The sequence below is a fragment of the Arthrobacter yangruifuii genome (assembly GCF_009192775.1).
Taxonomy (GTDB): domain Bacteria; phylum Actinomycetota; class Actinomycetes; order Actinomycetales; family Micrococcaceae; genus Arthrobacter_B; species Arthrobacter_B yangruifuii.
The window spans coordinates 166608-189410 of the sequence record NZ_VTFX01000001.1 but is presented as its reverse complement, the minus strand read 5'-3'; the positions used below and the strand labels follow the sequence as shown (position 1 = coordinate 189410).

The window sequence follows — 22803 nt, the reverse complement described above, 5'->3', positions numbered from 1 at the left end:
GGTGTGCAGTGTGTGGATTGCTTCAACCAGCAGCGAAAGGCCCAGCCCGCCTACCGCACCTCGTTCGGAGGCCGCGTAGATCCCGGTGGCAAGCCGGTGGTAACCATCACCATCATGGCCGTCTGCGCTGTGGCCTACATTCTTCAGCTGCTGGTGCCGGAATTCACGCGCACCTTCTTCTACGCCCCCGTGCTGACGGACTCCCAACCCTGGCGGATGCTCACCGCTGCCTTCCTGCATTCCCAGGGCAGTCCCCTTCACATTGCCTTCAACCTCTATGCCCTGTGGTTCCTGGGCAGCAGCCTGGAACCGCTGTTCGGCCGCACCCGCTTTGCGCTGCTCTATCTGATCTCCGCACTGGGCGGCTCCGTGGGCGTTCTGTACCTCGCAGATCCCGTCACCGCCGTGGTGGGTGCCTCAGGTGCTGTCTTCGGCCTCTTCGGTGCCCTGTTCGTGGTGATCCGGCAGCGGCGTGGAGAGCTGCGGTCACTCCTTATCCTGGTGGCGGCGAACCTGGTGCTCGGATTTGTCGTGCCGGGGATCGCCTGGCAGGCCCATGTGGGCGGTTTGCTGGCCGGCGCGGCGTGTGCCGCCATTCTTGCGTATACCCCGAGGGGGAAGCACCGCACTGCCATCCAGTTCGCCGGGCTGGCGGGAATAGCGCTGCTGCTGATCGCGGCGGCTGTGCTGTGGCAGGCCCCCGTACGGATCATCCCGGGGTAGCCGGCCCCCACCGCGTACTGTGCCCGCCGTTTCCCGACGGCGGGCACAGTACGTTAACACCGTCTCCAGCCCCACAAAGTTATCCACAGGGATACCCACAGTGTTAATAACCTACATCGATGTAATTTACGGATCCGAGGCCCGATCCACAGGGTTATCCAGAGGCTGGGAAGAGTTACACACATGTAATTCCACAGGTGTGGATAACCTGCATCCCTTTATTTGCAAGGAAGTTCTCTCAGTAACCCACAGAGTTACCCACACCTGTGGATAACTCCGTGCACAACCTGTGAACAACAGGAAAAACCGGGGACAGCGGCCGCCCGGACACAAAAAAGGCTTCCCCATGCCGAACGGTACGGGGAAGCCAAGCTGGGAACGCCGGCGGTCAGCGCCAGCGCGTGGTCATCAGGAATCCCACAATCGCGATGCCGAAGCCCACCAGGATGTTGCTGGCACCGAAAGCCGGCACCGGGTACAGGCCCTGGGTGATGTAGTACGTGATAATCCACAGCAGGCCAATAATCATCAACCCGAACATGACCGGCTTGTACCAGACGGGGTTCTCTGTGGGTGCCGACGCCTTCCTGGACGGGGTGGCAGGGCGGGACGCCTTCTTGCGGGATTTGGACTCAGGCACGGATCCTCCTAGCGGAACCGGCTCTGCGGGCGCCGGCGGGTGGTAGTCATGGTCTGGGACAACGACAGCCCGCGAGAGAAGTCTCCTTCACCCCGCAGACCTGTTAGGGTCATCCCTGTTCTGATTATCCTAGCGAATTCCCCGGCCGAGCTGTCGCCGGTCGCCTAGGCCGTTAAAAAACGGTGCCTGTCACAAGGAGAGCGTTGCCTGAACCAGTCGAGACCACCGCGCAGCACCGCCCCGGACGCCGTGCCCCTTCCCGCCGCTCAGGTGGAAAAGGCCGGATGGCTATCCAGGTGGCAGGTGAGCTTCTGATTACGCTGGGGCTTGTCCTGGCCCTGTTCGTTGCCTGGCAGCTCTGGTGGACCAACCTCGAGTCGAACCAGGCACAGCAGGAAGCCATTCATACGCTGTTCGATGACTTTGACCTCCCCACGGATCCGCCGGAGCCGGCGTCCGCACCGCAGGATTACGGGGACCCGGTGGTGCTGCCGCCCTCAGACCGGGAGGGGGAGACCTTCGGCGTTGTTTACATTCCCCGGTTCGGCGCGGATTATTCGGCTCCCGTGACCACCGGTGTGGGCACCGCCGTGCTGGACAGGCTTGGCCTCGGGCACTACCCCGCCACGGCAATGCCCGGAGCTGTGGGGAACTTCGCCGTCGCGGGTCACCGGCAGACCCACGGCAAGGCACTGGATCCCATCCACACCCTGGTTCCGGGAGACCATATCTATGTGCAGACTGCGGACGGCTACTACGACTACGTTTACCGCAACACCCAGATAGTGATGCCGGACCGGGTGGACGTACTCGCAGCCGTCCCCACTGAACCCGCAGCTGTTCCGAGCGAACGGTTCCTCACCCTCACCAGCTGCAACCCGCGCTTCGGCTCTGCGGAACGCATTATTGCCTATGCCGTGATGGATTCATGGCAGCCCTTGAACGCAGGACCGCCGCCGGCAATCGCCGCCGCCGTTGCCGCCAATGCCTCCGGAGGTCGCTAAAATGTACGGATGGTTGTTCCGGCACCTTCCCGGTCCGTTGTGGGTCCGGGTCCTTCTCTCCGCGGTGTTGATCGCCGCGGCAGTGCTGGCCCTGATGGAGTATGTTTTCCCCTGGATTGCCGAGAGCAGCTTCCTTCCTTCTTTCACGGATTCAACGATTGGCGGTTCCTAGCACCATGAGCACCCGGATCCTGGTGGTCGATAACTACGACAGTTTTGTCTACACACTGGTGGGCTACCTTCAGGAACTCGGCGCGCAGACCACCGTCATCCGCAATGATGACCTGAGCGTGGCGGATGCCGTGGAACTGGCTGCCCGCCATGACGGTGTGCTGGTGTCTCCGGGGCCGGGAACGCCGGAGGAGGCGGGGGTATCGGTGGACCTGATCCGCTGGTGCGGATCCTCCGCCACTCCCATGCTGGGCATCTGCCTGGGCCACCAGGCGCTGGCAGAGGCTTACGGCGGTACGGTCACGCACGCACCCGAGCTGATGCACGGGAAGACCTCGCTCGTGGAACACGGCGGCGAGGATGTCTTTGCGGGACTGCCCAGTCCCCTGACAGCCACCCGGTACCATTCCCTCGCAGCCGTTGCCGACAGCATTCCTGCCGAGCTACGGGTCACCGCGAGGACGGCAAGCGGCATTATCATGGGCCTGCGCCACGCAGCGGTGCCGCTGTCCGGGGTACAGTTCCACCCGGAATCAGTCCTCACCGAGGGCGGCTACCAGATGCTGGGAAACTGGCTCGAGTCGGCCGGGCTGGTGGGAGCCGCGGCCCATGCCGCCACACTCAGCCCGCTCATCAGCAGGTAGGTCCGCCAGGCCGCCGTCCTGTCAGCGCCGTCCCTGGGGGGCGGTAGGAGTAGCGGACGGTGTACTGGACGGCGACGGCGACGGCGATGGAGTCGGCGTGGGAGCCGGCTCCGGAGCCGGAGCCTTGGCAATCGACAGGACCACGGAAGTTCCCGGGACCACGTTGGTGCCACCCGGGACGCTCTGCATGAAGACCGTACCCGGCGCCGCGTCCGCGAACTCCACTTCCACCAGTTTGGGTGTCAGCAGCAAGGACGGATCGAGCAGGGTGGATTGGGCCTGGGCAGCGGGCGTCCCCAGCAGATCCGGAACCGTCACCAGCCCGCTGGAGACGATGATGTCGACTTTTTCCCGCACCGGAACCGTTTCCCCGACCGCGGGATCGGTTCCGAGGACACGGCCTTCTTCCATGGTGGAGCTGTTGGCCTTGGTGGTGGCGCCGCCGGAGAGCCCCAGCCCGCGGAGCGCGTCCCGGGCACCGGACTCTGTCATTCCCAGCAGGTCCCGGGGAATGACTACGCTCGACGGTCCCTGCGAGATGTAGAGCGTGATGCTTTCGTCCTTGGCGACGTTGGCACCGGCCGCAGGACTGGTCCGGATAGCCAGATCCTCCGCAATGCTGTTGCTGTATTCGTCGGTGATCCGTGGCGGCTGGAAACCGGCTCCGATGATCTCGTTCATGGCGTCCGTCTGCGACTTTCCCTCGACCTCGGGCACAGTAGCGGTCACGGGGGCGGCGGGTTCGGCGTTGAGCATATTCCACCCAACAAATCCGCCGACGGCCAGCCCCAGGACGACGAGGACGGCGAAGACGGTCATCCAGGCGCGCCGGCGCGCCTTCTGCCGGGGATCGCGGTCGCCTGTGGATCCGACGGCGAAGGCCGTGTCAGCTTCTTCCACCCGGGAATGGTCCTGTTCCGGCCGCCGTGAGCCCGAGGGGAGGACCTTGGCCATGGCACGGGTCTGCAGTTCCTCGTCAGCGGAAGGGGGCAGCGCAGCCATGGCGGCTGTGGCGGGGGCAGCCTTGCCAGGCACGGGGATCGCCTGCGTGGCAGCAGTGACGGGACCGCCGTCCCGCGCTGACAGCAGGGCGTCGCGGAAGTCCCGGGCCGTCTGGTAACGGTGGTCGCGGTCTTTGACCAGTGCACGTTTCAAGACCTCGTCCAGGGCCGCCGGAACTTCCGGATTCAGGCTGCCGGCTGTGACCGGCTGCTCACGCACGTGCTGGTAGGCCACGGAGACGGGGCTGTCACCAATGAACGGAGGCCGGCCGGTGAGCAGTTCGAAGAGCAAACAGGCTGCGGAGTAAAGGTCGCTGCGGGCGTCTACGGTTTCGCCCCTGGCCTGCTCCGGGGAGAGGTACTGGGCGGTCCCGACCACGGCCTGGGTCTGGGTCATGGTGGCGGCCGAATCCGCCATGGCACGCGCGATGCCGAAGTCCATGACCTTCACTCCGCCGTCGGCCGTGACCATCACGTTGGCAGGTTTGATATCCCGGTGGACTATCCCGGAACGGTGGCTGTAATCCAGGGCGGCGAGGACACCCAGGGAGTAGTCAATGGCTTTTTCGATGGTGATCTCATCAGCCTTGATGAGATCGCGCAGCGTCCGGCCCGGGACATACTCCATCACGATGTAGGGCAGCCGCACATCGTCGCGGGAGGAGACGGATTCCTGGTCCCCGGTGTCGTACACGGACACGACGGAAGGGTGGTTCAAACCGGCGACGGCACGCGCCTCGCGCCGGAAACGGGACTGGAACAGCGGATCCCGGGCCAGATCGGGGCGCAATACCTTGATGGCCACGGTCCGCCCCAGCCGGATGTCACGCCCGAGATAGACGTCGGCCATTCCGCCGCGTCCAATGAGTTCACCTACCTCGTATCGCCCGTTCAGGACGTTGTCGGTGTTGAGGGTGGGCTGCCCTCGAAGGAATTCTGCGCTCATAGTGTGTTAATTACTGTCTGTCGGACCGGCCATGCCGGCGGCGCCGGGCTGGTCCGGAACTGCACCGTTTCCGGACCCGGCGCCGTTGTTTCCGCTGTTTCCGTTTCCGGGGTTGCCGGAGTTGCCGGGGTTGCCGGAGTTGCCGGAGTTGGTTGTTGCGGACGGAGGAGGGGTGGTCGGGGTCTGGGTCGGGACGGGAGCCGGCGCCGGGGCAGCGGCCTCGGCAACGTAGTACGTGACGGAAGATCCGCGCGGCACGGTGGTTCCCTCGCCGGGATCGGCGCTCACGATGGTGCCCGGAGCTGCATTGGACTGCCGGGTGCCGCCGTTGACCGGGACTAGGCCCGCATCAACGATCCGCTGGCGGGCATCCGCCTCTGCCCGACCCTGCAGGGAGGGAACCGAGACCATTTCCGGCCCGGAGGAGTACATGACCGTTACCGCATCCCCGCGCTTGAGCAGGCCGGAGGGGTTGACCTCGATAACCATTCCTTCGGCAACGTCCGCGTCGGACACCGGAAGGCGGTTGACCTGCAGGCCCAGGTTGCTGAGTTCGGTTGCAACGTCATTGACGGGGCGGCCGGCATACGAGGCCGAAACGACATTGATTTCCTCGTCCTCGGGGGTCGGCGTCTGGGACGGGGTTTTCGACGGCGATGCGCTGCGCGTCGGGCTTGCCGCGGAGGACGACGCAGCCGGAGCAGGATCGTCATCGTCGGATTCGGAACCGGCAAGCACAAAGAAAGCCACGACGGCGGCCAGGATCAGCACCAGCAGGGCAATCAGCGGAATGGTCCACGGGCTGCGGCGTTTTTCCTCTACGGCATCCGTTGGGGCGCCGTCGTCGTAATCGGCTTCGTCTTCGTCAGTCCAATCCCGGGACGCAGCGAGCTCGCCCGTGCGGGCAGCGTCTGCAGCCACCGCCGCGCCGGCGACCGTGGGCAGGGCCGACGTCGACGGGGAGGTGTCCACCACGCGGGTTGCGGCTGTGCCGGTGGTGGGGACCGGCGCAGTAACCGCATCCGCGGAGGAACCGAAGAGCAGCATGCCGGGGACGGCTTCCTGCGCGGCGTTGATGTCGCCGCGGCGGATGGCCCCGACGGCCAGGGCCAGCGATTCGGCGTCCGCGGGACGGTCCGCCGGATCCTTGGCCAGCATGGACATGATCAGGGCGCGGACCGGTTCCGGAATGGTCTCAGGCAGCGGCGGAGGCGTGTCATTGACCTGTGCCAGGGCAATCGCGATCTGCGATTCCCCGGAGAACGGACGGCGGCCGGCAAGGAGCTCGTATCCAATGACACCAAGCGCGTAGATGTCACTGGATCCCGTAGCCTGCTGCCCTGTTGCCTGTTCCGGAGCCAGGTACTGGGCGGTGCCCATGACCTGTCCGGTGGCGGTCAGCGGCACCTGGTCGGCGAGCCGGGCAATGCCGAAGTCGGTGATCTTGACCCTGCCGTCGGGCATGATGAGCAGGTTGCCCGGCTTCACGTCCCGGTGCACCAGGCCCTGGTTGTGGGCTACGGCAAGGGCCGTGGCGACCTGGCCGATGATGGACAGGGTCCGGTCCGGTGTGAGGACCTTGTCCCGCTCAATGATCGCGGACAGCGGCTGTCCCGGCACGAGTTCCATCACCAGATAGGCGGAACCGTCCTCTTCACCGTAGTCAAAGACATTGGCGATCCCGGGATGGTTCAGCAGCGCAGTGTGCCGGGCCTCCGCACGGAATCGGTTAAGGAAGCCCGGATCCCCGGTGTACTCCTCCTTGAGGATCTTGATGGCAACAATACGGCCCAGGACCAGGTCCCGTGCCTTCCAGACCTCGCCCATACCGCCAATGGCAATACGGTCGGTCAGCTGGAATCTGCCGCCTAAGGTGATACCCGATGTAGGCCTCACTTATTCAACACCGCCTCTAGGAGTTTCTGCGCGCTTGGAGTGGTCAATTGGGCACCGGTAGCCAGGTCCACGTCTTCCATGACGACGGAAATGGCGACCTGGGGATCGTCGGCCGGAGCGAAGCCGGTGAACCAGGCATTGTCTCCCCGGCCGTCAACCTGGGCTGTGCCGGTTTTGCCGGCCACCTTGAAGCCGGGGACCTGGGCGGATGAGGCCGAGCCGTTGTCTACAACGCCAACCATCCATTCGGTGAGCTGGCGGGCCGTGTCGGGGCTGATGGAAGTGTTCAGTTCAGTGGGTTTCGGTTCGTCGATCACGGACAGATCAGGAGCGCGGACGCTGCGGATCAGATTGGGGGTCATCTGCACACCGTTGTTGGCGATCGCCGCGGAAATCATGGCGACCTCCAGCGGAGTGGCGGTCACGCTGCCCTGGCCAATGGAGGCCAGGGCCAGCTGGGCCTCGTCCTCGTTATCGGGGAAGTGGCTGGCCACAACCTCGTTGGGGATGGCCAGCGGGGTGTCGAATCCGAACTTTTTGGCCTGCGCGGCGATATTGTCCTGCCCCAGGTCCAGTGCCACCTGGGCGAAGACGGTATTGCAGGACCAGGCGAGGGCAAAGGCGAAATCCGCCTCCGACCGGGCGGAGCAGGCACCGGTGGTGAAGTTCGGGAGCGAGATGTTGGTTCCGGGCAGCGGGAGCTCGGGCGGGTTCGGGATGATGGAGTCGGCGTCATACTTGCCTGATTCCAGGGCGGCAGCGGTGTCCACGAGTTTGAAGACGGACCCGGGAGCCAACAGGGACTGCGTGGCCGGATTCAGGTAGGGAGAGAGCCCCGGCGTGGAAGTCAGCGCCTCCATGTTGGTTCCGAGCACTGCGGTGTCGTGTCCGGCCAGGAGATTGGTGTCATAGCTGGGCTTGGACACCATGGCGAGGATGTCCCCGGTTTTGGGATCCATCATCACGATGGATCCGCGCTGTCCGTCCGGAATGAGGTCATAGGCCAGCTGCTGCAGTTCCGGGTCGATCGTCAGTTCCACTGAAGCACCCTGGCTTTGGGCACCGGAAAAGAGGGAGACCAGCTTGTCGTAGAACTGCTGGGAGCTGTTGCCGGTCAGCTCGGCATTCATCGTCATTTCCAGCTGGGTGGTTCCGTTCAGGTTGAAGAACCCCGTGAGGTGCGAATACAGCTCGGGGCTGTTGTAGACCCGCTGGTAATTGAACTGGTCGTCCGAGGGGACGGACTCCGCGATGGCCTTGCCGTCCACCAGGATGGATCCGCGGGGTTGCCCGAAGTCCCGGTAGATGCCCCGGTTGTTATTCGGATTGGTATTTAGTTTCTCGGCGGCAAAGAACTGCACATACGTCAGCGAACCGAGAATGAGCACGAACATGGCCAGGGCCACTACCCAGCTGTTACGGATAGCCTGGTTCATTCGTCTCCTTCCTTAGGGGAACGCCGGGTGCGTGCGGAAGCACCGGGGGATTCGGACATGGCCGGGACCATGTCAGTGGCCAGCGGGCCGGTGGGCGTGGGCCTGCGTGCGGCATTGGAGATCAGAAGCAGGAGCGCCACGATGATCCAGTTGGCCAGCAGCGAGGATCCGCCCGCCGACATGAAGGGGGTGGTCAGGCCGGTCAACGGGATCAGGCGCGTAACGCCTCCGATCACCACGAAGCACTGCAGCGCGATGATGAAGGACAATCCGCAGGCCAGGAGCTTGCCGAAACCATCCTTGGTGCCCAGGGCGGCACGGAATCCGCGGGACACCAGCAGGACGTACATCAGGACAATCGCAAAAATGCCGATCAGGCCCAGTTCCTCGCCGAGGGCGGCAATAATCATATCGCTGTTCGCAAAGGTCACCAGATCCGGCCTGCCCTGTCCGAGACCGGTGCCGGCCAGGCCGCCGCTGGCCAGGCCGAAGAGGCCCTGAACCACCTGGTAGCTGCCCCCGATTCCGTTGTAGACCTCGGGGTCAAAGGCGTTGAGCCAGCCGTGGATGCGCAGCTGAAGGTGGTTGAACAGCTGCAGGGCGGCGAAACCGCCCGCTGCGAGCAGGCCGACGCCGATCAGCACCCAGCTCACGCGGCTGGTGGCTACGTAGATCATGGCCATGAACAGGCCGAAGAACAGAATGGACGAGCCCAGGTCCCGCTGGAAGACCAGGACGCCGATGCTGACGATCCAGGCCACGAGCATGGGGCCCATGTCCTGCATGCGGGGGAACTGCAGCGGTCCCACCTTCCTGCCCGCGAGCAGAATGAGGTCCCGGTTGGTGGAGAGATACCCGGCGAAGAAAATGGCCAGGGTGATCTTGGCGATTTCGCCGGGCTGGAAGGTTCCGATGCCGACGTTGATCCAGATCCGGGCACCGTTGATCTCCCGGCCCAGGGGAGCCGGCATCAGCGGAAGCAGCAGCAGAACGGCGCTGACGATCAAGGAGATATACGTATAGCGGCGCAGGATGCGGTGGTCCTTGATGATGAAGAGCACGGCAATTCCTGCCGCGACCGCCACGGCGCTCCACAGCAGCTGCCGGTCCGCGGCATCGTCTCCGTTGGCGATGTCCAGCCGGTGGATCATCGCCAGACCAATACCGTTGAGGGCAGTCACGATGGGAAGTATTACCGGATCGGCATACTTCGCACGGAAGCGGAGCACCAGGTGGAAGACGATGACCAGCGCCATCAGGGTGCCGCCCTGTACCCAGAAATCCGAATCGAAGGCCCGGTCTTCGTCGAGGCCGACGATCATATTCGCACCGACCCCGACGAGCAGGGCAACGAGGAGCAGGAGTGCTTCAATATTGCGGCGCGGCTTGGCTACCGTGACGAGGTCCGACATTAGCGCTCACCTCCGCAGGCATTGTTCTGTTCGGTTCCCTGCGCCGGCGTCGCGCCGGGCGTGGGTGCCGGGCTCGGGGAGGTGGTGTCCGCAGGCGGGCACAGCACCGCCTTGGCGGTGTCGCGTAGCTCGTTGACAATCTCTCCGGCATGCTCAAGGTCCCGGGCGGGAAGGGTGTCTTCCACCCGGTTGCGGTGGTACTCGGAGAGGCTTGAAACCGGAATATCGGAAATATCCGTGACGTGGGACAGGTGGATGGGCCCCACCGTCTGGGAAACACCGTTGTAGATCGCCACGCGGTTGTCGTAGGACCCTACGTAGTATCGGGTCTGCGTCCAGGTGTACCCGAGCCACACCACCACGGCCAGCAGGAGGGCCACCACGGTCAGGAAGACGGGCAGCAGCCAGCGCTTCCAGCCGGTACGGGGGGTCTCCGGGCTCTGCTGCGGCTGCTCGGTATCCGCCTTGTGCGTGAGCATACGGGCGGCGCGCCGCTCCGCCGAACGCTTGGTGACGATGGGAATCTCGCCGGTTTCGGTGGCGAGTGAGGCAGCACCGACCAGGACATGCGGGCGGGAGGAGAGGTCCTGGCGGATCAGCTCGGCGCGTGCACGTTCACTCTCATCGTCGTCCAGGGCATCGGCAGCCTGTTCTTCCGGTGCGTCTTTCACGGCCGGCGGCGCCGCCGCAGTCGCTGCCGCGGCGCGGGATCCGTGATCGCGGGAGGGCACTTCGGAGAACCGCGCCGTCACGGGGGCGGACCCGGCGTCGGGGTCCTCCGCAATTTCGATGACGGCCACGGTGACATTGTCGGGAGAGCCGCCGGCAAGGGTCAGTTCAACCAGGGTGTCTACGCACTCCTGCAGATCCTGGGTGGAGCGGAGGACTCCTTCAATGTCGGAGTCCCGCAAAACGGCCGTCAGCCCGTCCGAACACAGCAGCCAGCGTTCTCCCGGCTCCACGTCGAAGCTGGCCAGATCGAGTTCCGGGCTGGCATCAACGTCTCCGAGCACGCGCATGAGGACGTTCTTGTGCGGGTGTACTTCGGCCTCTTCGGGCCGCAGCCTGCCTTCGTCGATCAGCCGCTGGACGAAGGTGTGGTCAACACTGATCTGCTCGAAACGGCCGTCCTTGAGCCGGTAGGCACGGGAATCACCAATGTGGGCCAGTGCCAGGCGCTGCTCATGCAGCAGCAGTGCGGTGACCGTGGTTCCCATTCCGGAGAGCTGGGGGCTGGTGGTCACCAGTTCGGACAGAAGCGAATTTGCCGCCTGGATTTCGTCGGCAAGGACGGTCAGGGGGTCATCTTCGTAGACAGCACTGTCCAAATGGACCAGATCGAGCACGGTGGAGGCTGAGGCGACATTGCCTCCGGCGTGTCCGCCCATGCCGTCAGCAACCACGGCGAGGTAACGGCCAACGTACGCGGAATCGTCATTCTTGAAACGAACCATGCCGACGTCGGACCGTGCTGCATATCGAAGAACCAGGGCCACCGTCAGGGCCTCAATTCAATGACCGTCTTACCGATGCGGATGGGTACACCGGGTTCGACGGGCAGCGCCCGGGTGAGTTGGCTTCCGCCAAGATAGGTTCCGTTGGTGGAGCCGAGGTCCTCAATGAACCAGCGGCTTCCCTGCGGGAAGAGACGGGCATGGCGTCCGGACGCGTAATCATCCTCCAGGACCAGCGTTGCTTCCTGTGCCCGGCCAAGCAGGATGGGACTGGCGGAAAGTTCCAGCGTGGTGCCTCGCAGCGGGCCTTCCGTAACCACGAGTTCGCGCGGCGTGACCTTTGCAGGAGCCGGGACACGCTTCTGAAGGGAAGGGTCTTTGCGGATCTGGCGGGCTGTTGGGGTGCCGGTCCGGTTGCGGCTGCCCACGACCAGGTCCCGGCGAATGGCACCCACCACGCTGATGACCATGATCCACAGCAGGATCAGGAAGCCGTAGCGCAGGAGCGTTTCGGTTAATTCACTCAGCACTAACGTCCCCCGGTCCGGACGGGCAGCAGACGAAACACGATTCGGGTGCGCCCCATGGCAATGGTGGATCCGTCGGTAAGCACTGCTTCACCTTGAACTTTCTGGCCGTTGACGAAGCTGCCGTTGGTGGAGCCCAGATCGATGGCACGGCTGGCCCCGTTCTCGGTGCGGATTTCCAGATGGCGGCGGGAAACTCCCGTGTCGTCCACAAGGATGTCTGCTTCAGAAGAGCGGCCCAGAACCACCGAGGGGGCGTTGAGGGTGTATCGCTGGCCGTCGACATCCAGGACGGGCTGCAGCCGGGCTGTGGGTCCTTGCCGCGGGGCGGGGGGCGAAGAGACCCGGGACTGCGCGGAAGAAGCCTTCTCGGTGGACGAATCAACTTCGAGCACTCCCGGCTTAAGCGAGGAATCCCGGGTGAAGGAGACCCGGACCGGCCCCTGGAGGGTGTAGGACTGGCTGCGTGCGTGCTTGATGACTACATCGCAGAGTTCTTCAGCCAGCGGTGCGCCCCACTTCTGCGCCTGGGTGAAGTCAGAACTGGACAGCCGGACCGTAAAGACATTCGGCGCCAGGGTCCGCCCCTGGCCCAGGACCATGGAGCGCTGGTCGAGTTCCCGGCGGAGTGCGATGGCAAGCTCCAGGGGTTCAACACGGCCGGACGAACCGGACGAAAAAGCGCCGCGGACAATCTTTTCGATTCCGCGTTCCACATTGTCGAGTAAGCCCATGTCCGTCTCCTTCCGTGTCCTGTCCGATGAAATACCGCGTAAGCAGCATCTGGTCCCGGCACCGCCGCGGGGCGGGATGCGGGGTGGAATGTCCGCCGGGACTGGTTCGGGACTGGTTCCGGCAAGGCACAGATACATGCGTCCACTTCGATAGTACTGGTGAGCGTAGACAAATGTCTTACCGCGGTCATCGGGCCCCGCGTGCCGCAAAAGGCCGGCCCCGCGCCGCGGAGGGGCAGCCGCCTGGTGTCCGAGGGGGAGCCACCGCCTCCGCCGCCGCATGGAAGCCGCATGGAAGGAGTCCGGTTTTCCGCGTAGATCCGGGGTTTCCGGGCCGTGCGGGAAGCCGTTTAGGTGTTTGGCCAAAATGCCGGTATGCTTGATTCTGCTGTTCCCGAGGAATCCCAACGGATCACCGCAGTACATGGTCAATCAGGACCGCCTGTGGTTATCCGATCAGTTTCCCCGGGAAACAATTTATGCGCGAGTGGCGGAACGGCAGACGCGCTGGCTTCAGGTGCCAGTGTCCGAAAGGGCGTGGGGGTTCAAATCCCCCCTCGCGCACATAGATAAAAGGAAGAACCCCGGCCAAGCGGCCGGGGTTCTTCCTTTTCTTGTCTTCGAAGCCCCGCGTTATTGTCTCCGGAGCCCGCGCCGAACAGGCCAGTCACACCGGGCCGGACCCAACAAGGGCCAAACAAAGCAAGGGCCAAACAAGAGGGACCGTGCAGTGGCTGCACGGTCCCTCTCTTCGTTCGGATCCCGGTGGCTGCTTAGGCGCCTGCCGCCTTCTTGGCTTCCGCTTCCTTAACCCGCTGGGCTTCGGCACGCACGGCAGCAAAGCTGGCGCGTTCTTCCACCAGCCAGGCCGGCGGCTCAGCCAGCAGTGCCTTGATTTCCTCGGTGGTCAGTGCCTCGGTCACACCGGCACGGGTCAGTCCGCCGATCGAGACATTGAGTTTCTGGGCTACTACGGGGCGCGGATGCGGCCCGTTGCGGCGCAGCTCGGTAAGCCACTCGGGCGGATTGGACTGCAGCTCGTCGAACCGGGCCCGCGAAATAGGCCCGTCCTGGAAGTCCTGCGGCGCGGCGGGCAGGTAGATGCCCAGTTTCTTGGCTGCCGTGGCAGGCTTCATGGATTGGGGAGATTTCTCGGTGGTCATATTCCAAGGGTATCCGCCTGCCGGCTCCCGCCCCGTGGGCTAAGGTGTTTTGATGCCCACAGACACATCAGCGCCTCTGCCTGGATCGACGTCGCGGCCGCTGACCGTGGCCTACGTGCCGGGCGTGACGCCGGGCAAATGGATCACCCGCTGGCAGGAACGGCAGCAACAGGAACTGCGCACGTTCCAGTGCGAGGAATCCGCAGCACTGGAGGAACTTGCCTCCGGCCGCGCGGATCTGGCGTTCATCCGCATTCCCGCCGAGGGTTTCACCCGGCCGGAGGGCGTTAACCTGATTCCGCTGTATGAAGAACAGCCGGTGGCAGCTGCTTCCAAGGAACATCCGCTGGCAGCCTTCGATGCCGTTGAGCTTGCCGACCTCGACGGCGAAACGATCCTGGACATCGATGAGATGGGAGGAGCAGCCGTCGCCCTGGAGGTGGCGGCCGCCGGCACCGGCATTGTGATTTTGCCCATGTCCGTGGCGCGTCTGCACTCCCGGAAGGATGTTGAAGCCCGGCCGGTGAACGGGGTGGCACCGACCCGGATCGGCATTGCCTGGCTGCAGGAGCGGGACGAGGCCGAGATTGAAGAGTTCATTGGTGTGGTGCGGGGGCGGACCGCGAACAGCTCCCGCCAACCCTCGATCCAGGCCGAACAGCAATTGTCGGCGAAGAAGCGGACCAAGGAACGCCAGACCCGGAGCGGATCCAAGCCGGCACCGAAGTCCGCCGGCCCCTCCGGGGGCAAGGCCAAGGGCACCGGAAAGGGCCCCGGGAAAGGCACAGGCAAGAGCGGTAAGCCGCGCCGCAGCAGGTAAACCGCAGCGAGGAGGTCAGCGTTCGCCCAGCCGCGGCCGCAGCCGGGATTCCTCGAGATCCAGCAGCCGCTGTGCCTCCGATAGGGTCCGTGAGGGATACCGTCCCTCGCGGCGTGCCAGCAGCAGCTGGTCCCGTTCGGCCTCGACGACGGCGCGGCGCAGCGCCCGGTACTGGAGCTGCGGCGTCGGGTCCTCGCTTGCCCCCAGAGCACGTACCCGTTCCCAGGCGAGTTCGCTGCGGAGGAAGGTGCTCTGCCGCACCCTTTCCACGACATCCGGGTCCACTTCGCCGCCGGCGCCCAGGCATTCCTCCGGCGCCTCCAGAACGCTCAGGCCGGCGCCGCTGAGCTCATCGAGCAGCTTGGCCAGCTCCCGCTGGTCCGAAGTTGCATCCCGCCCCCGGACACCCAGGATACGGATCAGCCAGGGCAGCGTCCCGCCCTGCAGCAACAGGGTGGTGACGGCAACGGTGAAGGCAATCAGCACCAGCTGCTGGTGGTAGGGAGTCTGCTCCGGCAGGGACTGGGCGGCCGCCAGCGTCACCACGCCACGCATGCCGGACCAGGAGATCACCATGCCGCCCCGCCACCCCAGACCCTCGCGGTTGAGCTGTTCGACGTCGGCGCGGCGCCGCCGGTACAGCAGCTCCGCCCGCCGGTGCCGCCGAAGCTGCCGGGCATCCTTCAGCCCCCGTGCCTTGATCCGGTCCAGGCCCAGCCGGAACCGTTTGGTCCTGCGGTCCTGGTACCTGATCTTGGCCCGCAGCACGTAAATGAGGGGAGTGACCCAGACAAAACGCAGCAGGATCAGCAGCACCGTTGTGGCCAGGCCGATCAGTACAGCATCGCCCACGGAGAGGAGGTCGGCGTCGATATTCTCCACGAGGTGGCGCAGTTCCAGACCCATGAGGAGGAACACACCGTTTTCCAGCAGGAACTGGATAGTGCGCCAGTTGATGCCGTCATTGATCCGGACCTGCGCAGTAAATTCGGAGGCGCTGCGGTGGCCGGTGTACAGCCCCGCAACGACGACGGCAAGGACACCGGATGCTCCGGCTTCCTCTGCCGGTATGAAGGCAAGGAACGGAACTACAAAGGAGATTGCCGTGTCCAGCACGGGATCCTGCAGCTTGGCCCGGAGATAGACGGTGGCTGCTCCCACCAGCAGTCCCACCAGCACGGCGACGACGACGGCATATCCGAAGTCCCCGATGCCGGCCCAGATGCTGGCCAGGCCGCCTGCTGAGGCAGCCACGGCGGAGCGGAGCAATACCAGTGCGGTGGCATCGTTGACCAGGCCCTCACCTTCGAGCACGGCGACCAGCCGCGGCGGCAGGCCGAGCCGCTTGCCGATGGAGGTGGCGGCCACGGCGTCGGGCGGACTCACGACGGCTCCCAGGGCCACCGCAGCGGCGAAACTCAGGTCAGGCAGCAGCAGGTACAGGAGCACGCCGGTGCCGAATGCCGAAAAAAGAACGAGGAGGACGGACAGGGAGGAGATGGCTCCGATATTGCGGCGGAAATCCACCACCGGAACATTGACCGCTGCCGCGTAGAGCAGCGGAGGCAGCACCCCCATCAGGATCCATTCGTGCGGAATGCTGACGTCCGGCACCCCCGGCGTATAGGACAGGCCGAGCCCGACCACCACCAGGATGAGAGGTGCAGCTATTCCCAGGCGCTTGGAGAAGGCTGCAACCGTCACGATAACGGCAACGCCTAGTACGGCAACGAGTCCCAATTCCACCCTTAAACCTTAACCCCGTGCCTGTTGCACCCCTCGGGCGGAGGGTCTAGGCGTACGGGGACCATCCCGTAAGGGCCGTGAGGCCGTCGACGGTCACGCCGTAAATCGCGTACACGGTAACCGGCACCATCAGGGCCCATTCCCGCCAGGAACCGGCCGCCCCGATCAACGGCAGGGAGAACGCTCCGCTGCTCCGCCACAGCTTGTTGACCACCGGGAATTTGGCCAGGGAACGGGGGCGCTTGATCCGCAGCGGCCAGAGGATCATCACGCCCTGATGGGTCAGGAGGTCGCCGACAATATGCACGGCAACACCAAGCCCAACCGCAACGGGCAACCAGTCATTGTTTTCCGGCGCGTACAGCGCAATGAATACGGAGAAGGCCAGGGCCAGGAACCAGCTGCGGGCCGGTCCTCCGGCAATCTTCAGGGCCTTGAATGCGAATCCCATCAGCAGGACGGAGAGGATGCCGGCTCCCACCGCGACGGACCCGAACACCGGCACTTCGGTGCTCACCCTGCCCAGCGCCGTCGACAATGCCACGAAAACGGCCAGACCGAGAAGTGAATGCGTGCCGCGGCGGTGCCCACCGCTGACCGCCTCAGTAAGTCTTGCAAGGATCTTGGTAACGGGCGGAAGCGAATGGGCAATGGTGCCGCTGTGGTGATCGAGGTCCGGCAGCAGTGCCGCACCGGCGGTCAGCAGGGCACCGGTCACTACACCGAGAGGAGTTACCGGATACCAGCCGAGCGCATGCGGGGCAGTGGAAGCGACGGCAACCCATGCTGCGGCGCCGCTAGCGGCATGGTGACCACCCATCATGGCTGAAGAGTCCTTCCAGAGGGCGGTGCAGGCGCCGAAAAACGATGTATCGAAGCTACCTATTTTTCCACGGTTTCCGCGGACCCTCGTTCACCGGCGGCGCCGTGGCCGGTCAGGCGACTGCCCACCCCAAATGCTGCAGGATGGCGTCCACGATTTCCTCCGGCGAATTCGAGATCTCAATGCGGAGACCGGCTTCCTCCGGCGAAAGGGGTTCCAGGGTGTTCAGCTGTGAAGGCAGCAGGGACGGCGGCATGAAGTGCCCGGTTCTCGTCTTCATGCGCTGGGCGAGCAGCTCACCGCTTCCATCCAGGTGGACGAAGGCCACCTCCCCCGGGGCCTGGGCGAGGACGTTGCGGTAAGTGCGTTTCAGGGCCGAACAGGTGACTATGGTGCAGCGGCCGTTTTTTGCCTGGGCACCCATCCAATCGCGGATGGCGAAGAGCCACGGCCAGCGGTCGTCGTCGTCCAGGGGAACACCGGCGGACATTTTCGCGATGTTGACTGCCGGATGGAACTCGTCCGCCTCGGCGGCGATCCAGCCGAGCCGTTTGGAAAGCAGATTGGCAATGGTGGTCTTTCCCGAGCCGGCGACGCCCATGATGACCAGATGCTGTGCAGTAGAGGGCATTTCAATCTCCTGAGGACGCCATTGTCGGGCCGGTGACCGGCCAGCCGGTCCGGTGGTCCAAAGGTAGCACCAAACCTAGCCTCTGTTCAGGAGGAAATCCGAAGTGCAGGCAGCCAGGGGCGGGCGTTAGTCTGGAGCAGGTTCCTCCATCGACTGCAGAGGTCAACGGACCCGGAGTCCAGCGCCGGGATTCCAATATGCATTTCAGAGAATATAACGCTAATCCAGCGGAAAGACGCGAATATGAGTGAACACGCCGGTGCTCCGGCCGCCGTCCTGCACGCCCGGATTACGGAGACGCTGGGCCTGGACATCATCTCGGGCGTCCTCGCGCCCGGAGACCGCCTCACGCTTGAGGGGCTCCAGCAGGAGTTTGGTGTTTCCCGCACCGTGGTCCGGGACTGCATGCGGATTCTTGAGTCCATGAACCTTGTGTACTCCAAGCGCCGGATTGGCATAGTGGTCCAGAAACCCGAACTGTGGAATGTGTTTGATCCGCGGGTTATCCAGTGGCGCCTCGCCGGACCGGGCCGGTCCGAGCAGTTCAGGACGCTCACGGAGCTGAGAGTGGGAGTGGAGCCGGTGGCCGCCGCCGCGGCGGCCCGGAATGCCGCGCAGGAGGAACGAACCCGGCTGGTGGAGCTGGCCGGTGAACTTCGGCTGCTGGGGGAGGCAGGGGAACTGGACGGGTTCCTGCAGGCAGACATCGAATTCCATACGCTGCTGCTGCGTGCCAGCGGCAACGACATGTTCGCCTCCCTGCAGGAGGCGGTCGCCGAGGTGCTGACCGGCCGCACCCGGCAGGGCCTTATGCCGCCGCATCCGACCGAGGAGGGTCTGCGGAGCCACGGGCTCGTAGCCGCAGCCATCGCCGCGGGTGACGGCGCCGCCGCACTGGCGCACATGACCGAGCTGCTGGAAGAGGTCCGCCAGGCCGTCGTCGGCTAGGCCATCCGGCAGACAGGGCTGCTGCCGCGGCGCAGTGCCGTGCATGAAAAACGCCGGCGCACCCCCGGAAGGGATACGCCGGCGCAGGATGGCCGCAGGTTTAGCGCGTGGCTTCCTGGTTGCTGTTTTCGGGGGTGACCACTGAGGCCGTGGCGGAGATGTTCTCGGCATTGACCATCCACGAGTACTGCTCCAGCTTGGCAATGAAGCCGTGCAGGATGTCAGCGCTGGTCGGATCTTCCTCGTCGACCTGATCATGGACGTCGCGCATCGTCTTCACGACGGCGTCCAGCATGGCGACGACGTGCGTGACGGTGTCGCGGGTGTCGACCAGGCCGGCGGGGAACGGGGGCAGGCTGGTGCCGTTGGCCACTGCGAGGCTGCGGCCGTCCGGGACCGCCTGTAGCGCCCGCATGCGTTCGGCCAGTTCATCGGCGAAGAGGCGTGCGTCCTCAATGATCTCGTCAAGCTGCAGGTGCAGGTCCCGGAAGTTCTTCCCCACCACGTTCCAGTGTGCCTGCTTGCCCTGGAGGTGCAGTTCGATCATGTCGACCAGGACGGCCTGCAGGTTGGTGGTTAGCTCTTCAGATGCCTTCATGTTTTCCTCCGTTGGTGACGAAAAATGAGTACTGCATGCATCCTCCGGAAGTTCCGGCACTGCCCCGGACGCGGCGGCCCGGACCCGGATCTTCGGTGGATGGATTGTTCCCCAGCCTAACCCCGGAGTGCGGTCCCTGCCAGATGGACCGGGGCTCCCGGGGAAGCTAATATAAGCAACCTTACTTCTAGTTGAAGTGCCTTGTCCTCCTGTGTACCGTGAGGACAACGGGGCCAATGGGAAAAGGCCCGGTTCTACGCAGGATTCGCACTATCGGAGGGACAGCATGACCACCGTCGAAGAGTCAATCAACGTATCGGTACCGGTAACCACGGCCTACAACCAGTGGACCCAGTTCGAGTCCTTTCCGCAGTTCATGGGCGGCGTCATCTCGATCACGCAGCTTTCGGACACCACCACCCACTGGGTGACCAAGGTGGCCGGCGTTGAACGGGAGTTCGACACCGAGATCACCGAACAGCATCCGGACGAACGGGTTGCCTGGAAAAGCACGGATGGAAAGTCCCATGCAGGCGTGGTGACGTTCCACCGACTGGGCGATTCGGAGACCCGGGTGAGCGTCCAACTGGACTGGGACCCCGAAAACTTCATCGAGAAGCTGGGATCCGTTGTCGGCGCCGATGACCGGCAGGTGAAGTCGGATCTGACCCGCTTCAAGGAATTTATTGAGAGCCGCGCGGCCGAGACGGGATCCTGGCGCGGAAACGTGCAGGCCCCGGGCAATGCTGCAACCGGCGGGCCGGCTCCGGCTGCCACAGGGCCCACTTCAACAGCCACGGAGCGGCTGGCTGCCGCACCCGAAGCGGATCCGGCGATGGATGACCCGGAGTCCGGCGGACCCCGGGCCGGCCTCTAGCCTCGCCGTTTGCCACTTCCAACTGCGGATGCCACGGCGGCATCCGCAGTTGGCGTGTTAAGGCTCGGGCTCAGGCGGGATCGAGGTCCTTCACCGCCGGGCCTTCAAGCAGGGTTCCCGTGGCGGTGAAACGGGAGCCGTGCAGCGGGCAGTCCCAGGACTGCTCGGCGTCGTTCCAGTTCAGGATGCCCTTGAGATGGGGGCACACTGCCGACACGCGGCTGGTTGTTCCGGCGACAGTGCAGGTGCCCACCGGTTTGCCGTGTTCGCGGGAGACTGTGCCCTGTCCCTCAGGCGGCGCCGTGTCCGTGCTGTTGACCAGTCCCGCGGTCCACCCCGTGAGCATTTCCAGGCCCACCTCGGCGTTGTCCCGCAGAGTGGACGCGGCATCCAGAGGAGCCACCCGGGGTTTATACAGCTCCCGTGCCCACGGATTTTCACCGCCGAGAATCTCCGCGCTCAGGGCCAGCGACGCCGCCACCGCATTGGTCATGCCCCACTTGTTGTAGCCGGTCGCGGCGTAGATGTTGGTGCCCATCAGCGGCAGCTGTCCGACATAGGGCAGGCTGCCTGCCGGCGAGTAGTCCTGGGCGGACCAGGCGTAACTTGCGGCACTTCCCACGGCGAAGTTCTCCACGGTCCAGCCCACCAGGTCATCCACAAGTTCCTGGGTGTGCTTCTTGCGTCCCACGGTGTGCCCGTTGCCGCCGGCCAGCAGGTAGGAGATGCCGTTGGACTCCGCGGTCCGCAGCGACCGGGTGGGTGAGTCGACGGAAAGGTACATCCCCTGCGGCACCGTACCTGTCACCGGCAGGGCGACAGCGTAGGAGCGCTGCGGCTTCAGAACGGCGAAATAGCCGCCGCGGTCGAGGATCGGGGTGCCGGTGGCCAGCACCAGATGACGTGCACTTACCTCGCCGTGGTTGGTGAGGACCTTGATGCCGCTGCCGTCCTGGTGGCGGGCACCGGTCACCCGCACACCTTCCACCAGACTGCCGCCGTGGGCACGGAAGTCCTGGGCCAGTCCGCCGAGCAGGGCCAGCGGGTGGATCTGCGCCTGGTCCCGAAGCCGCAGGGCGCCGGTGGTTTCAAACGGAAGCTCCGTGTCCGTGGTGAACTCGACGTCGAGACCGGCCGCCCGGGCCGCCTCGTGTTCCTTCCGGAGGCTCTTGAGGCCCTGCTCGGTGGTGGCGTAGGTGTACGCGTCCCGGATTTCGTAGCCAATACCGTTTTCGTCGCAGAAGCGCAGCAGCCAGCTTTTCCCCTGGTGGTTGGCTTCCACATACTGGCGGGCGATGTCCGCGTTATGGTGCGACGTGATGCTGGACAGCTGCGTTCCCTGAAGAAGGGAGACTTTGGCGGTGGTGTTACCGGTGGATACGGCGCCTACCGTGCGGGCTTCCAGGACGGCCACGCGCTGTCCGCTGCGGGCCAGCAGGGCCGCCGTGGTCAGGCCGGTGAGGCCGGCACCGACCACCACGGTGTCGAAGGATTCCCCGGGGTCAAAGGGATCAGTGGATATAACGGGAGCAGTGTCGAGCCATAAAGATTTCACGGTGTCCTTCCCGCCGGACTGGCGAAGTGATGGGGGAGCCGCCCTGCGGCCGATGCGCTGACTATGCCGATCGGTGAAAACACCAGTGGCACCCCCTCCTCGAAAGTCAGCATGCTTCCCACCTTGCCCCAATCGTGCAAGAGTTTAAAGTCCTGATCATCTAATCCTGCAGGTCCGGGTGTCCGGTGCTGCGGGGCTGAGGAGTCATCATGGCATACTCCAGTTACAGTTCAGGCGGCCTTACCTCCCGGAGGACCAACGCGCAGAAAGCGGCGATGGTCTTCGGGGTGGTTTTCCTGCTGATCGGCGCGCTGGGATTCATCCCCGGGGCCACCATCAATTACGGCCAGCTGTACTTCTCGGGTTACGCCTCGGAGGCCGCGCTGCTTGGGATCTTCCAGGTCTCCGTTCTGCACAACGTAGTCCATATGCTGCTGGGGTTCGCGGGGCTTGCCATGGCACGAAGGCACTCCTCCGCCAGGCTCTATCTACTGGGGGCCGGTGTTCTCTACGCGCTGCTCCTTATTTACGGCCTGCTCATCCCGCTGGACTCGGATGCCAACTTCGTCCCGTTCAACACGGCGGACAACTGGCTGCACGCGGTCCTGGCCATAGTGATGATCCTGCTGGGCATTTTCCTCGGCCGGCAGCAGGGCGAATCGCGTTCCTACCGCGGGAACCCGAATCCCGGTGAAGGGTCAATCCCCAACTAGGGCCTCCGCAGGGGCGGGAAGCCCGGTGCCGGATCTGGAATCCGCGGTCAGCGCCGGTTAGCGTTGACGCATGGACGTACAGGAAATTCAGCACCGGATCCAGGAACTCGTCGAGGAGGAACAAGCCCTCCGCGGGGTGGATCCTGCTGATGAGCCGGAAAAACATGCCGCCGAGCTGCGCCGGATTGAGGAACAGATTGACCAGTACTGGGATCTGCTCCGACAGAAACGTGCCAAGGCCGACGCCGGGCAGGACCCGGACGATGCCCGGGAGCGGCCCGTGGGTGAAGTTGAGGGCTACCGCCAGTAAGGACCGGCTCGCGCCTGGCTGGACGAGGCCG

The 22803-nt window shown here is 64.6% G+C and carries 23 protein-coding genes and 1 tRNA gene; 10 read left to right on the top strand and 14 right to left on the bottom strand.

Features of this window, described 5'->3' with window-relative positions; translation table 11 throughout:
* Window positions 1-12 precede the first annotated feature (12 nt).
* Entirely contained in the window at window positions 13-723 is a 711-nt protein-coding gene (locus GD627_RS00990; RefSeq protein ID WP_343032368.1) for a rhomboid family intramembrane serine protease, read from the top strand.
* A gap of 388 nt (window positions 724-1111) precedes the next feature.
* Here the strand turns inward: GD627_RS00990 and GD627_RS00985 are convergent, their stop codons facing one another.
* On the bottom strand, window positions 1112-1363 hold the full coding sequence (locus GD627_RS00985; RefSeq protein ID WP_152270999.1) for a cell division protein CrgA: 252 nt from the start codon (window positions 1361-1363) through the stop codon (window positions 1112-1114).
* Between the two features lie 284 nt (window positions 1364-1647).
* Here GD627_RS00985 and GD627_RS00980 point away from each other — a divergent pair, with 284 nt between their 5' ends.
* Genes GD627_RS00980 through GD627_RS00975 form a run of 3 tightly spaced genes read left to right on the top strand, consistent with a single transcriptional unit; the run spans window position 1648 to window position 3182 of the window.
* The gene (locus GD627_RS00980; protein ID WP_152271701.1) at window positions 1648-2367 is read left to right on the top strand and encodes a class E sortase; all 720 of its coding nucleotides are present in this window, start codon (window positions 1648-1650) and stop codon (window positions 2365-2367) included.
* 1 nt (window position 2368) lies between these two features.
* Complete coding sequence (locus tag GD627_RS16535; protein WP_186764142.1) at window positions 2369-2539, top strand: hypothetical protein; 171 nt, start codon at window positions 2369-2371, stop codon at window positions 2537-2539.
* Window positions 2540-2543: 4 nt separating this feature from the next.
* Complete coding sequence (locus GD627_RS00975) at window positions 2544-3182, top strand: aminodeoxychorismate/anthranilate synthase component II (RefSeq protein WP_152270998.1); 639 nt, start codon at window positions 2544-2546, stop codon at window positions 3180-3182.
* Window positions 3183-3203: 21 nt separating this feature from the next.
* On the opposite strand, the gene pknB is transcribed toward GD627_RS00975, so the two are convergent.
* Genes pknB through GD627_RS00940 form a run of 7 tightly spaced genes read right to left on the bottom strand, consistent with a single transcriptional unit; the run spans window position 3204 to window position 12588 of the window.
* Window positions 3204-5129 (bottom strand): Stk1 family PASTA domain-containing Ser/Thr kinase, encoded by a 1926-nt coding sequence (gene pknB, locus GD627_RS00970; protein WP_152270997.1) that lies wholly within the window; start codon window positions 5127-5129, stop codon window positions 3204-3206.
* 6 nt (window positions 5130-5135) lie between these two features.
* Window positions 5136-7025 (bottom strand): protein kinase domain-containing protein, encoded by a 1890-nt coding sequence (locus GD627_RS00965; RefSeq protein ID WP_152270996.1) that lies wholly within the window; start codon window positions 7023-7025, stop codon window positions 5136-5138.
* Complete coding sequence (locus tag GD627_RS00960; protein WP_152270995.1) at window positions 7022-8461, bottom strand: peptidoglycan D,D-transpeptidase FtsI family protein; 1440 nt, start codon at window positions 8459-8461, stop codon at window positions 7022-7024. The genes GD627_RS00965 and GD627_RS00960 overlap by 4 nt, the downstream gene beginning before the upstream one ends.
* Window positions 8458-9873, bottom strand: a complete 1416-nt coding sequence (locus GD627_RS00955; RefSeq protein WP_152270994.1) for an FtsW/RodA/SpoVE family cell cycle protein — start codon at window positions 9871-9873, stop codon at window positions 8458-8460. Before GD627_RS00955 ends, GD627_RS00960 begins: the two co-directional genes overlap by 4 nt.
* The gene (locus GD627_RS00950; RefSeq protein WP_425481868.1) at window positions 9873-11369 is read right to left on the bottom strand and encodes a PP2C family protein-serine/threonine phosphatase; all 1497 of its coding nucleotides are present in this window, start codon (window positions 11367-11369) and stop codon (window positions 9873-9875) included. Before GD627_RS00950 ends, GD627_RS00955 begins: the two co-directional genes overlap by 1 nt.
* Window positions 11370-11371: 2 nt before the next feature.
* A complete protein-coding gene (locus GD627_RS00945; RefSeq protein ID WP_146361607.1) occupies window positions 11372-11854 on the bottom strand; it encodes an FHA domain-containing protein FhaB/FipA in 483 nt (160 codons plus the stop codon).
* A 2-nt stretch (window positions 11855-11856) separates the two neighbouring features.
* Entirely contained in the window at window positions 11857-12588 is a 732-nt protein-coding gene (locus GD627_RS00940) for an FHA domain-containing protein (RefSeq protein ID WP_152270993.1), read from the bottom strand.
* Between the two features lie 481 nt (window positions 12589-13069).
* On the opposite strand from GD627_RS00940, the gene GD627_RS00935 reads away from it, so the two are divergent.
* Window positions 13070-13152: transfer RNA gene (locus tag GD627_RS00935), tRNA-Leu, on the top strand.
* A 209-nt stretch (window positions 13153-13361) separates the two neighbouring features.
* Here GD627_RS00935 and GD627_RS00930 read toward each other — a convergent pair.
* A complete protein-coding gene (locus GD627_RS00930; protein WP_194265976.1) occupies window positions 13362-13724 on the bottom strand; it encodes a DUF5997 family protein in 363 nt (120 codons plus the stop codon).
* Window positions 13725-13803: 79 nt separating this feature from the next.
* Between GD627_RS00930 and GD627_RS00925 the strand changes: the two genes are divergently transcribed.
* The gene (locus tag GD627_RS00925) at window positions 13804-14571 is read left to right on the top strand and encodes a LysR family transcriptional regulator substrate-binding protein (protein ID WP_152270991.1); all 768 of its coding nucleotides are present in this window, start codon (window positions 13804-13806) and stop codon (window positions 14569-14571) included.
* Between the two features lie 15 nt (window positions 14572-14586).
* On the opposite strand, the gene GD627_RS00920 is transcribed toward GD627_RS00925, so the two are convergent.
* The 3 genes from GD627_RS00920 to GD627_RS00910 form a co-directional block, all read right to left on the bottom strand.
* Window positions 14587-16317, bottom strand: a complete 1731-nt coding sequence (locus tag GD627_RS00920) for a cation:proton antiporter (protein WP_152270990.1) — start codon at window positions 16315-16317, stop codon at window positions 14587-14589.
* A gap of 46 nt (window positions 16318-16363) precedes the next feature.
* On the bottom strand, window positions 16364-17140 hold the full coding sequence (locus tag GD627_RS00915; protein WP_246165225.1) for a metal-dependent hydrolase: 777 nt from the start codon (window positions 17138-17140) through the stop codon (window positions 16364-16366).
* A 112-nt stretch (window positions 17141-17252) separates the two neighbouring features.
* Window positions 17253-17771, bottom strand: coding sequence for a gluconokinase (locus tag GD627_RS00910; protein ID WP_152270989.1), 519 nt, complete (start codon window positions 17769-17771; stop codon window positions 17253-17255).
* Between the two features lie 243 nt (window positions 17772-18014).
* On the opposite strand from GD627_RS00910, the gene GD627_RS00905 reads away from it, so the two are divergent.
* Window positions 18015-18719 carry a FadR/GntR family transcriptional regulator gene (locus GD627_RS00905; RefSeq protein ID WP_152270988.1) on the top strand — a complete coding sequence of 235 codons (705 nt, stop codon included), beginning with the start codon at window positions 18015-18017 and terminating at the stop codon, window positions 18717-18719.
* A gap of 100 nt (window positions 18720-18819) precedes the next feature.
* Here GD627_RS00905 and GD627_RS00900 read toward each other — a convergent pair whose 3' ends face one another.
* Window positions 18820-19317 (bottom strand): Dps family protein, encoded by a 498-nt coding sequence (locus GD627_RS00900; protein WP_146359709.1) that lies wholly within the window; start codon window positions 19315-19317, stop codon window positions 18820-18822.
* Window positions 19318-19603: 286 nt separating this feature from the next.
* Between GD627_RS00900 and GD627_RS00895 the strand changes: the two genes are divergently transcribed.
* On the top strand, window positions 19604-20194 hold the full coding sequence (locus GD627_RS00895; protein WP_152270987.1) for an SRPBCC family protein: 591 nt from the start codon (window positions 19604-19606) through the stop codon (window positions 20192-20194).
* A 70-nt stretch (window positions 20195-20264) separates the two neighbouring features.
* Here the strand turns inward: GD627_RS00895 and GD627_RS00890 are convergent, their stop codons facing one another.
* On the bottom strand, window positions 20265-21749 hold the full coding sequence (locus GD627_RS00890; RefSeq protein ID WP_152270986.1) for an FAD-dependent oxidoreductase: 1485 nt from the start codon (window positions 21747-21749) through the stop codon (window positions 20265-20267).
* A gap of 209 nt (window positions 21750-21958) precedes the next feature.
* Here GD627_RS00890 and GD627_RS00885 point away from each other — a divergent pair, with 209 nt between their 5' ends.
* Both GD627_RS00885 and GD627_RS00880 read left to right on the top strand, forming a co-directional pair.
* Window positions 21959-22462 carry a DUF4383 domain-containing protein gene (locus tag GD627_RS00885; RefSeq protein ID WP_152270985.1) on the top strand — a complete coding sequence of 168 codons (504 nt, stop codon included), beginning with the start codon at window positions 21959-21961 and terminating at the stop codon, window positions 22460-22462.
* A 70-nt stretch (window positions 22463-22532) separates the two neighbouring features.
* Window positions 22533-22772, top strand: coding sequence for a DUF2630 family protein (locus GD627_RS00880; protein WP_152270984.1), 240 nt, complete (start codon window positions 22533-22535; stop codon window positions 22770-22772).
* Window positions 22773-22803 lie beyond the last annotated feature (31 nt).

Excerpts from the sequence above, each read along its gene's own strand:
- GD627_RS00960 (WP_152270995.1), bottom strand. The coding sequence starts at position 8,461 with ATGAACCAGGCTATCCGTAACAGCTGGGTAGTGGCCCTGGCCATGTTC.
- GD627_RS00940 (WP_152270993.1), bottom strand. The coding sequence starts at position 12,588 with ATGGGCTTACTCGACAATGTGGAACGCGGAATCGAAAAGATTGTCCGC.
- GD627_RS00925 (WP_152270991.1), top strand. The coding sequence starts at position 13,804 with ATGCCCACAGACACATCAGCGCCTCTGCCTGGATCGACGTCGCGGCCG.
- GD627_RS00930 (WP_194265976.1), bottom strand. The coding sequence starts at position 13,724 with ATGAAGCCTGCCACGGCAGCCAAGAAACTGGGCATCTACCTGCCCGCC.
- GD627_RS00905 (WP_152270988.1), top strand. The coding sequence starts at position 18,015 with ATGAGTGAACACGCCGGTGCTCCGGCCGCCGTCCTGCACGCCCGGATT.
- GD627_RS00885 (WP_152270985.1), top strand. The coding sequence starts at position 21,959 with ATGGCATACTCCAGTTACAGTTCAGGCGGCCTTACCTCCCGGAGGACC.
- GD627_RS00910 (WP_152270989.1), bottom strand. The coding sequence starts at position 17,771 with ATGCCCTCTACTGCACAGCATCTGGTCATCATGGGCGTCGCCGGCTCG.
- pknB (WP_152270997.1), bottom strand. The coding sequence starts at position 5,129 with ATGAGCGCAGAATTCCTTCGAGGGCAGCCCACCCTCAACACCGACAAC.
- GD627_RS00915 (WP_246165225.1), bottom strand. The coding sequence starts at position 17,140 with ATGATGGGTGGTCACCATGCCGCTAGCGGCGCCGCAGCATGGGTTGCC.
- GD627_RS00975 (WP_152270998.1), top strand. The coding sequence starts at position 2,544 with ATGAGCACCCGGATCCTGGTGGTCGATAACTACGACAGTTTTGTCTAC.
- GD627_RS00955 (WP_152270994.1), bottom strand. The coding sequence starts at position 9,873 with ATGTCGGACCTCGTCACGGTAGCCAAGCCGCGCCGCAATATTGAAGCA.
- GD627_RS00980 (WP_152271701.1), top strand. The coding sequence starts at position 1,648 with ATGGCTATCCAGGTGGCAGGTGAGCTTCTGATTACGCTGGGGCTTGTC.
- GD627_RS00900 (WP_146359709.1), bottom strand. The coding sequence starts at position 19,317 with ATGAAGGCATCTGAAGAGCTAACCACCAACCTGCAGGCCGTCCTGGTC.
- GD627_RS16535 (WP_186764142.1), top strand. The coding sequence starts at position 2,369 with ATGTACGGATGGTTGTTCCGGCACCTTCCCGGTCCGTTGTGGGTCCGG.
- GD627_RS00880 (WP_152270984.1), top strand. The coding sequence starts at position 22,533 with ATGGACGTACAGGAAATTCAGCACCGGATCCAGGAACTCGTCGAGGAG.
- GD627_RS00895 (WP_152270987.1), top strand. The coding sequence starts at position 19,604 with ATGACCACCGTCGAAGAGTCAATCAACGTATCGGTACCGGTAACCACG.